The organism is Chroococcidiopsis sp. CCALA 051, from assembly GCF_003015105.1.
GTDB classification, from domain to species: domain Bacteria; phylum Cyanobacteriota; class Cyanobacteriia; order Cyanobacteriales; family Chroococcidiopsidaceae; genus Chroococcidiopsis; species Chroococcidiopsis thermalis.
Window position 1 is genome coordinate 20278 of sequence record NZ_PYCI01000078.1, and the last position, 9329, is coordinate 29606.

Sequence of the window (9329 nt, forward strand, 5' to 3'; positions counted from 1 at the left end):
AAAGTAACATACAAAAATTAGCACTAAAGTACTTTGAGTGCTAACCTGAAAAAGGCGTTATAGTATTTTATCTAAAACATTAAAAAGAGTTGTTCAGTATTTTTAATAACTTTTTTGCAATCTTGCAGACAGATTTTTTAGGTGAGCTGGCGGCGCTAACAGCTGCTTGTTTGTGGGCAATATCTTCAGTTATCTACGGACGCATCGGACAACGCATTCCACCACTAGAATTAAATATTCTCAAAGGCGCGATCGCGATCGCCTTACTTGTTTGTACGCTATTGGTACAAAAATCAACATTTTCAGATGTTACTCCTACTACTTTAGGCTTACTTCTACTCAGTGGGGTTTTAGGAATTGGGATTGGAGATACAGCGTTCTTCTTTGCTTTAAATTACTTAGGTGCTAGACGCGCCTTGTTAATGGAGACTTTATCACCTCCTCTTGCAGCAATTTTGGCATTGATTTTTCTGCAAGAACAGCTCAGCGTGAGTGCGTGGTGCGGCATTCTACTAACAATTCTAGGCGTGGCTTGGGTAGTTACAGAACGAGTACCAAATTTAGGAGAAAGGCATACACGCATACAACGAGGTGTTGGTTTTGGGATTTTAGCCGCGATCGCCCTTGCTAGTGGTGCTGTCATTTCTCGGATCGTACTAACTACCAGCAATATTAGTCCTTTATGGGCAGCTTTATTGCGATTGTGCGGTGGCGTGTTGATTTTGTTGCCCTGGGGATGGCAGAGGCAGCACCACAGGCGCTTTGAGTTCAAAAGCTTAAATGCCAAGACTATAGTAGCAATGTGTATTGCTGCTTTTGCTGGCACTTACTTAGGAATCTGGCTGCAACAGGTAGCAGTCAAGTTTGCAGTTGTAGGAGTTGCCCTCACGCTGAGCAATACCAGTCCTTTATTTGTCATTCCTATAGCTGTTTGCTTGGGAGAAAGAATCAGTCTTAGAGCAATTTTAGGGGTTTTTGTAGCCCTAAGTGGTATAGCTGTACTGTTGTTATCGCGTTGAGTAACGCAGGCTACGTTTCATTCTTTCTGTTTCAGAGCGAGTCTTGAGTATTTCTGCTATAGTTCTTGAGATAAAACTATGAATTTCTGATAAAGGTTGCTTCTACCTAGAAGATTGTACTTTCCGCAAAAATAGCTGCAATAAAACTGCACCAAATCTGCACCAAATCTGCACAATTGCGGCATAATAATAAATGAAGTACAGCTAAGTTCTTCTCTGCTTTATAAAGAGATAGACAAAAACAAAGAAAGACGGTAAGATAATACCATTCGTTGGCAATTTGCTCAAATATAAAAATATTATTAAAAAATTATTAATAATATATTTTTAATATTATTTAGGTAAGAAAATTAATTATAACGATAGCAAATACAGCTAAATAAACTTTTTAAATGAAATTATATTCAAGTGGTTTCGCTACCCAAATCTAAGCTCTAGCAAAGCTACGAGCTGTTTGGGCGACAAATTTTTAATGAAAATAGTTGCAATAAGCACCATTGCCGATGGCGATCGCTACGAGAGCTTCAAAGTAACTTTTTTTACTAAGTTGTGCAGTAATCCTTCTCAAGACAGCGGCAAGCTGCAAAGTTAGGTTGTAATTATTGGATTGAACTTCTCCGTCTTCTGCTAGTCAATCTGACAGAGAAAATTTTTCAACCAATCTACAAATAATCAAACAAACCTGGTAAGAGGAGCAAAGAACATGGCAACTATTGAAGGAACATTTTCCGATGACAAACTTTCCGGCAGTCTCGATACTGCTGAGAGCGATTTTATTTACGGCTACGATGGCAACGATAAACTTTACGGTAGAGATGGAGATGACTCTCTGTGGGGAGGCAACGGTAACGATAGATTGAAAGGCGGATCGGGCAACGACTTACTAGATGGCGGTTACGGAGACGATACTGTATACGGCGGAACAGGTAACGACACTCTATACGGTTTCAACGGTAACGATATCTTATTTGGAGATGGAAACAACGATAACTTAATTGGTGGATTTGGCAACGATGTTTTAGATGGAGGAGAAGGAAACGACATCATTGATGGTGCTGGAGGAGGTGCATACATTGGTAGTTCAGTTAGTCGCGGTGCTAATGAAATAGATGTCTTGACGGGAGGTGCAGGAGCAGATACCTTCAGGCTTGAAGGTGGTGCTGGGCGTGATGGCGCAGGTACATCTTACAGATTTGCTGGCAATAACGATTACGCTCTGATTACAGACTTCAATCCTCTTGAAGATACGATCGTTTTAAGAAGTATTGACACATCTGGACCATCATTTATGCAAACACAAGTCACCTACAGCTTAGGTGCAGCACCAAGCGATTTACTCCTACAAGGAACGGGAATTTATGCTGAATTTGCTAACAATCCTGGCACGCAAGAACTTATCGCTATTTTGCACGGAACCACACCAGAATCAGTTAATATTGGTGGAAGCTACTTCAAATACGTCAGCTAACAACGTATTTCAAAATAAGCTTAAGCTGAAAAATTAATTGCTATTTGCCAGCTATTTCACTAGATTTTTTAAGTCTTAACTACAGAATAGAACTATTTAACCTACTGAGAAACGCTGACCGAATTTGAATAAGTAACCAAGAGCTGTCCGTATTAACGGCAGCTTTTTTATTTACAGATATAGTCCCTAGCCATTTTTCTAGGTCTTCCTCTCCCCATTTTTCTGATGTCATCCATAGTATCAGTTCGGCATGATGATGAGTAATCAGTTGTTGAGAAGAAAGGGAGCAGGGAGTAGGGAGCAGCGACAAATGACCAATGACAAATGACCACTTGCTAAAAGGAAAAATGATATGGAGTCGCCATCAATTGAGAGTAATACTTTGCTAGCACTTTCCAATAATTTAGCTGATGCAGTCGAACGGGCAGGTCGTGCCGTTGTTGCTGTAAATGCACGTCACCGTATTCCTTCCACTGGCGTTCACTGGCGCAATGGTATCATCGTTACTGCCGAACATACGGTAAGGCGGGATGAGGAAATTGCTGTCAGGCTACCAGACGATCGCACTGTAGCTGCAACTTTAATCGGTCGAGATTCCAGCACGGATTTAGCTGTACTCAGAATACCAGATGTCCAATTACCTACAGCAGAAATTGGCGATAGCGGTACTTTGCAAGTTGGAAACTTAGTGTTAGCTGTAGCACGTCCTGGTGAGAGCGGTTTAAGTGCTAGCTGGGGAGTTGTTAGCGCCAAAGGTATTGGTGTTACACAACGAGATTGGTGTGGCAAACAGACTGAAGGATTGCTCAAATTAGATTTATCACTTTATCCTGGTTTTTCTGGCAGTCCATTAGTAGATGCAAAAGGTAGTGTTGTCGGTATCAATACTGTTGGTCCTCGTAATATGGTGCTAGCTATACCTGTTGCGACTGTTAACCGCGTTATTGACACCTTATTGGAAAAAGGCAAAATTGCCAGGGGTTATTTGGGTTTGGGAATGCAGCCCGTGTTACTACCCGACAATCTGAAAAATGCGTTGAACTTATCCAGTAACGGGGGCGTAATCGTCGTCAATATCGAATCCGATGGTCCCGCCGATCGCGCTGGCGTATTCATTGGCGACGTACTTATTTCCCTTGATGGTAGACCGATCGCCGACACCGGAGACGTGCAAGCAATGCTCGGCTCGGAGTCTGTAGGTAAAACCCTCAACGCACAAGTGATTCGAGGCGGCGCATTATTAACAGTACCGATCGCGATTGGAGAACGTTGATATGACTACACTAAATGACGAACTAGCAAGTGTTGCCGCAGCTTTGAGCCGTTCTACGGTACAGATACAAGACCGAAGATTTGGCGGCGGCTCTGGTGTAATTTGGCAAGCTGATGGTGTCATTATTACGAATGCTCACGTCATTAGGAGCGATCGCCCTACAGTCAAACTTGCTGATAATCGGGTTCTCGACGCTGTATGTACTAACCGCGATCGCCTACAAGATTTAGCCGTATTGAAGGTTGATGCTACCGATCTACCAGCTGCTCCCATTGGGGATTCTGACACGCTGCGAGTCGGTCAGATGGTGTTCGCAGTTGGTAATCCACTAGGTATAACAAATGCTTTAACAACTGGAATTATTCACACAGTCAGTTCCAAAAATCAAACTGGCAAAAATCAAACTGCCAAGCATCAAACTGGAACCTGGATACAGGCAGATATTCGCTTGCGTTCTGGGAATTCTGGCGGCGCTCTTGCCGATACTCAAGGTAAAGTAATCGGGATCAACACCGCGATCGCAGGTGGTTTAGGCTTAGCTATACCCAGCAATATAGTAGAGCGTTTCTTACGGCGTGGTACAGTTAAACCTTATTTAGGAGTGACTCTCCAGCCTGTGGCAATCGGGCGGAGATACAGGCGCAGGTTAGGTTTATTAATTTTGGCAGTACAAGCAGATAGTTTAGCTGAATCTGCTGGATTATTAACTGGCGATGTATTAACAGGAGTAGCCGGACGAGGTTTCACTGACATTTCAGATTTAGCCGAAGTTCTTTGGCAGTTTTCCCCAGGAGATTTACTGCAACTCAATTTGATTCGTGCTGGCAAATCGGCGATCGCGCAAATCCAAATTCCAGATAAGTCGGGAGCAGTAGCGGCGTGATGCGGGTTCTGGTTGCTGCCACTAATCCGATTGTCCGTGCGGGTTTAGAGAGTATCGTGCGGACAAATCCCGATTTATTGACAATTGGTAGTTCTGCCGATCCAGTTACCTTAGCTGCGGCGATCGCAACTCATAACCCTGATGTAGTTCTGATCGAGCTGAGTTTACCAGAAGGAGAGCCTGTCAGTGAAAAATTAGTTGCATTATCAGAAGTAGGAGAATTACCAATCGCCATTCTTATCGATACCGAGGATCGAGATCGCCTACCCGAACTGCTTCGTTCTGGTGTCAAAGCCATCTTACCGCGATCGGCATCCGCAGAAGAGATTTTACAAGCTGTAGAAGCTGTTGCAAGTGGATTAGTTGTATTGCACGCCGATGCGATCGATCTTCTCCTTACTCTTTTACCAATGAGCGAAAGAGTTGTAGAAGCAACGACACCACTACAAGCATTAACTTCCCGCGAAATTGAAGTTTTGGGAATGCTAGCTGAGGGGTTGGGCAATAAGGCGATCGCCAAGCGTTTAGGGATCTCGGAGCATACGGTTAAGTTTCACGTTTCCTCTATCTTTAGCAAACTCAACGCCAGCAGCCGTACAGAAGCCGTGACTTTAGGAGCAAGACAAGGATTGATTATGTTGTGATTGGTTAATGGTTGATGGTTGATAGTTGGTGAAAGGCGCTCTTGCGCTCTTGCGAGTGGTAAATTTTGAATGCGTGAATTCCGAATTCCGAATTCCGAATTCCGAATTCTCCCTACTCCCTGACAACTGCTTCTGGATAGAAAAAAGTGAATGAGTAGACTCTAACTTATTAATGAGTAGAAACTCTTACTATGGTGCGATCGCTACCGTTTCTGGAATCGCTATTCTAGTAACTGTAGATAATAAAAGAACGCACTGGATGGGGGTTACGCCGTTGTGACCCAGAACCATTAGCCGAAGGAGAGCGATGTCAGGCAAATGGACAGTGTAAATATCAGTTCTAAACGGTGTGGAGTTTTTATCGCTTCCTCCACTTCGTTACTACCAAGGGGAGGCGAAACCCTCCATCAGAACGGTCTGAGGTAGTTCACGTTTAGAGTTGTCTTTTATATCTAACTATATGTTAATCATTCAGCCGCTTAGAATGCGATTGTATTCTGAGCGGCTTGATATTATGAATTATACTTTTTATTTGGAGTTACTGTTTGCGTATCTACTTTAGATTATTCTATCTTTATAAAATTAGATATAGATCTTTAGGGGCGCACAGCTGTGCGCCCCTACGAATGTATTTCAAACGATTTATTTACATTAGTATTATGCTAGCTACAAAATAAGTACGCTGACAGTTCTATTAATTTCGAGCATTTTCTAAGGCAAATACTATAATTTATTTAACAAAAGTTGTAAATATTTTTTTAAGTTATAAGAATATTTGATTAAATGTTTAAAATATTAGAAGTCTAAGATTAATGTACGAAAAACTAAACTAAAAAATTATAAGCAAAACCACAGCATCTAGAAAAATCGATCTAGGATATAGGCAGTAAAAACCGATGCTTGAAATTACGGTTTTACTCACTGGCATCTGGTCTTCTCATGCCTAAATTAGAAAAGGAAATACTCAGAGTTACCAACTTTGAGGGAGCGAGAAAGACAAGCACAGCGGAATCAAGGCTGAAAAGCTAAACAGGAGATTTTTTATGACTCAGGCAACAGATCGTCCCTCCCAAGTCACTAAAATGGCTACTGCGATCGCGGGAAACGAAATTAGTAATTCTTTAGAAAAAGCGATCGTGCAAGCTTTAGAAGAAGCGCGTGCTGCGTGCCAAACTTCAGGTGACAGTTCTAGCGAATGCGCGGTAGCGTGGGACATTGTGGAAGAATTACAAGCAGAAAGAAGCCATCGTGAAGCGGCTCAACAAAGAAATAGTCTCGATCTCTACTGTATAGAGTATCCAGAATCGCTTGAATGTCTGATTTACGATGTATAGTTGTAGAGGCGTTCTACGGAACGTCTCAAGCTGTCATATAGTAGCGATATTCGTCGCTACCGACAACCTGAAATCCCAATCGTTCGTAAAGCTTTCTGGCGGGATTTACTTTAATAACGTTAAGGCGCACCTGAATTCCTCTACTTTTACCTAATTCTAAAAGTTCGCCAATTAATTGAGTACCCAACCCTCTATTTTGATAATCAGGTAATATGGCAATGTAGTCAAGGAAGAGAAAATCGCCTTTATCCTCGATCGTAATACAGCCAATCTCTTTCTCCTCAAGACACAAAATTTCAAAAGGCGACTCGTCCAGGTTTTGGTGGGACTGACGAAACAGTTCTATTTGCTGTTGGTCGTCCCAGCCCCAAGTTTGTTCGACATACAGCCGAAAAGTCTGCTGGTGCAAGTCATGCAAAAAATCATAATCTGCCTGCGTTGCTTGCCGACGCTGGATGTCTTTCATACTTTGTAAGTTAGCCTGTAGCGAGATCGATTTGCTCTACTTCATCTGAAGATAGTTGAATTTGGGCAGATTTGACAGAATCTTCGATACTACTAGCTTTACTCGCACCAGGAATAGGCACTACACAAGGGGATTTTGCCCGCAGCCATGCTAAGACGATCGCGTAGACAGAGACACCCTTCGTTTTGGCTAATTGAGCGATCGCGGGAATGTCTGGCAAGCTAGCAACGCGACGGCTACCCCCTAAAGGACTCCAAGGCAAGAAAGTCAAACCTTCACGTTCGCAATATTCTAATACTCCATCTGTCTCTGGTTGTCGCTGCCAGGGATTATATTGGTTTTGAACGGAGACGATATCAACTACGTCGCGGGCGCGTTTAATCTGTTCTACAGAGAAATTAGAAACACCAACATACCGGATCGTTCCCGCTGCAACGGCTTCTTTGGCAGGAGTGAGAGATTCCTCGATTGTATAGTTTGGATCTGGAGCGTGATATTGCCACAGATCGATCGGTTTTTCTCCTCCGAAAGCGTCAAAACTAATCCGAATCGTCTCCCGCAAGTGGTCTGGATTACCATTGCGCGTCCAACTTCCGCCAGGACGCATTAAACCGCCTTTGGTAGCAACAACTACGTTACTCGCATCACCCTGATATTGTTGTAACGCTTGATGAATTAAACGCTCGTTGTGGTGTTTATCTGACTCATCTTTGCAATAGGAGTCAGCCGTATCAATTAGAGTTACACCTAAATCGAGAGCGCGATGAATAGTCTCAATCGCTTGTGCTTCCGGTGGTCTGCTGCTCAAAGACATTGGCATTCCACCTAGACCGATAGCGCTGATGGTGACACCAGTATTCCCTAGTTGTTTTGTTTCCATCACTTGAGATTCCGTGACGTGTTCCTCTCGCCCATTCTATCTTTCTGCACAGAAGTTGGCGATCGAGCTTTAGATGATAAACAATTTTGGAATTATAGTTATCAATCATCTTTCTTCTACCTAGATGTGATAACAGAAATAACGGCGACCAGTTGGACTAATAGTTTCAATTGCAGTTGGTACATGAGCATCTACCCACCAATGAAAATCCCAAACACCTATACTTGAAGGAACTCGGATTGAGATTTCTCGATAACCACTCTTCGTTCTTGTTTCCTTTACTCGAATCTTAAAAAGCTTGCTGACTTTATTGGGAAAACCCAAATTGTTGAGTCTTTCAATTTCAGAAGGTTCCAACTCAGGAATTCCCAACTTATGAGCATTCTTGACAAGCACATAATAAGATAAAATGTTATCTATAGCTCTAGTATAAATAGCAGTGCCGCTGCTCTCAGTAATTACTAAGGTTTGAGGCTGTGAAACTTTTGTTTTTTGTATAAGCGATACATTCAAAACTGTTGTTTGAATATTTTCCTTTGTATCTAAATTTTGTAACTGCAAACACACCTCATTCTGTTGTTGGCTAAGTGTAAAAGTCATAAACTCAAAACTTAGTTGATGATATTTCTTATCTATCCAATTATGGTAATGAAAGCTGGGAGCAACCGCTATCAGTCGGATTGGTAGTTGATAATTCACTTGCTGCTGAAAAGGCTTTTCATCTAACAAGCTGTGATAATAACGGGTAAGTTGCTGAACTATGTATCGATCTTCAACGTTTTTTAGTTCCAATATTACCAATCTGCTATTTTCATCTAGTGCCAAGATATCGCAGGTATCGCCGTATACTCTGTACTGTCGTCTTAAACCAGAGAGTCCCAGCAGGCTATTGAGTCTACTCCAAACAAAATCTTCTAGATTATTTTCACTGGCAAACTGCCACTTGTTATCTACTTTTTTCAGCATGAACTCCGAACACACTAATAAGTTGGATGATTTTTCAACCCGAATCAGTGTGCTATATTATACAATAAATGTGTTGTGAACTCAGTAATAATAGTAGGATAAGCAGCGCTGACGAACCACTTCTAGCATTGTCGGAGAAAAATCGATCGCCACGCTTTGAACTTGCGGACGATCTATTTTTAACAAACCCAGCAAACGACCATCTCCCGTCCCCAAATCGAGAATTCTCTCCACAGTTTTTGGTACTTGTTCTAACAAAACGCCTTCTCCCTTAGTCCGATGGGGAATTTTATCTACCTTGGCGAGATACCACAAAACGTGGTCAGCATCAGTCCAGAGATTTGTCTGCATTGTAGGGATTGGGAATTAGGGACAGGAGGACAAGGGGAACAGGGG

9 protein-coding genes and 1 pseudogene are annotated in these 9329 nt (G+C 42.4%); 6 read left to right on the plus strand and 4 right to left on the minus strand.

Annotated features, from left to right (window positions below; all coding sequences use genetic code 11):
* Positions 1–122 precede the first annotated feature (122 nt).
* From C7Y66_RS18645 to C7Y66_RS18670, 6 genes are all read left to right on the plus strand, one after another.
* Positions 123–1019 carry a DMT family transporter gene (locus C7Y66_RS18645; protein WP_199197514.1) on the plus strand — a complete coding sequence of 299 codons (897 nt, stop codon included), beginning with the start codon at positions 123–125 and terminating at the stop codon, positions 1017–1019.
* A 703-nt stretch (positions 1020–1722) separates the two neighbouring features.
* On the plus strand, positions 1723–2487 hold the full coding sequence (locus C7Y66_RS18650) for a calcium-binding protein (protein WP_106546728.1): 765 nt from the start codon (positions 1723–1725) through the stop codon (positions 2485–2487).
* Between the two features lie 352 nt (positions 2488–2839).
* Positions 2840–3760: a S1C family serine protease gene (locus C7Y66_RS18655; RefSeq protein ID WP_106546727.1), complete on the plus strand. Its 921-nt coding sequence runs from the start codon at positions 2840–2842 to the stop codon at positions 3758–3760.
* Position 3761: 1 nt separating this feature from the next.
* Positions 3762–4643, plus strand: coding sequence for a S1C family serine protease (locus tag C7Y66_RS18660; RefSeq protein ID WP_106546726.1), 882 nt, complete (start codon positions 3762–3764; stop codon positions 4641–4643).
* The gene (locus C7Y66_RS18665) at positions 4643–5287 is read left to right on the plus strand and encodes a LuxR C-terminal-related transcriptional regulator (RefSeq protein ID WP_015152194.1); all 645 of its coding nucleotides are present in this window, start codon (positions 4643–4645) and stop codon (positions 5285–5287) included. The genes C7Y66_RS18660 and C7Y66_RS18665 overlap by 1 nt, the downstream gene beginning before the upstream one ends.
* Positions 5288–6330: 1043 nt before the next feature.
* Positions 6331–6621 (plus strand): Calvin cycle protein CP12, encoded by a 291-nt coding sequence (locus C7Y66_RS18670; protein WP_199197513.1) that lies wholly within the window; start codon positions 6331–6333, stop codon positions 6619–6621.
* Positions 6622–6646: 25 nt separating this feature from the next.
* Here C7Y66_RS18670 and C7Y66_RS18675 read toward each other — a convergent pair whose 3' ends face one another.
* The 4 genes and pseudogenes from C7Y66_RS18675 to C7Y66_RS18690 form a co-directional block, all read right to left on the minus strand.
* Positions 6647–7087: an N-acetyltransferase gene (locus C7Y66_RS18675; RefSeq protein WP_106546725.1), complete on the minus strand. Its 441-nt coding sequence runs from the start codon at positions 7085–7087 to the stop codon at positions 6647–6649.
* 10 nt (positions 7088–7097) lie between these two features.
* The gene (locus C7Y66_RS18680; RefSeq protein ID WP_106546724.1) at positions 7098–7967 is read right to left on the minus strand and encodes an aldo/keto reductase; all 870 of its coding nucleotides are present in this window, start codon (positions 7965–7967) and stop codon (positions 7098–7100) included.
* Between the two features lie 120 nt (positions 7968–8087).
* Positions 8088–8933, minus strand: coding sequence for an endonuclease NucS domain-containing protein (locus C7Y66_RS18685; protein ID WP_106546723.1), 846 nt, complete (start codon positions 8931–8933; stop codon positions 8088–8090).
* A gap of 105 nt (positions 8934–9038) precedes the next feature.
* Positions 9039–9284 (minus strand): annotated as a pseudogene (locus C7Y66_RS18690) (trans-aconitate 2-methyltransferase); the annotation flags it as partial.
* Positions 9285–9329 lie beyond the last annotated feature (45 nt).

Coding starts and splice junctions, on each gene's coding strand:
- C7Y66_RS18650 (WP_106546728.1), top strand. CDS start 1,723: ATGGCAACTATTGAAGGAACATTTTCCGATGACAAACTTTCCGGCAGT.
- C7Y66_RS18655 (WP_106546727.1), top strand. CDS start 2,840: ATGGAGTCGCCATCAATTGAGAGTAATACTTTGCTAGCACTTTCCAAT.
- C7Y66_RS18660 (WP_106546726.1), top strand. CDS start 3,762: ATGACTACACTAAATGACGAACTAGCAAGTGTTGCCGCAGCTTTGAGC.
- C7Y66_RS18665 (WP_015152194.1), top strand. CDS start 4,643: ATGCGGGTTCTGGTTGCTGCCACTAATCCGATTGTCCGTGCGGGTTTA.
- C7Y66_RS18670 (WP_199197513.1), top strand. CDS start 6,331: ATGACTCAGGCAACAGATCGTCCCTCCCAAGTCACTAAAATGGCTACT.
- C7Y66_RS18675 (WP_106546725.1), bottom strand. CDS start 7,087: ATGAAAGACATCCAGCGTCGGCAAGCAACGCAGGCAGATTATGATTTT.
- C7Y66_RS18680 (WP_106546724.1), bottom strand. CDS start 7,967: ATGGAAACAAAACAACTAGGGAATACTGGTGTCACCATCAGCGCTATC.
- C7Y66_RS18685 (WP_106546723.1), bottom strand. CDS start 8,933: ATGCTGAAAAAAGTAGATAACAAGTGGCAGTTTGCCAGTGAAAATAAT.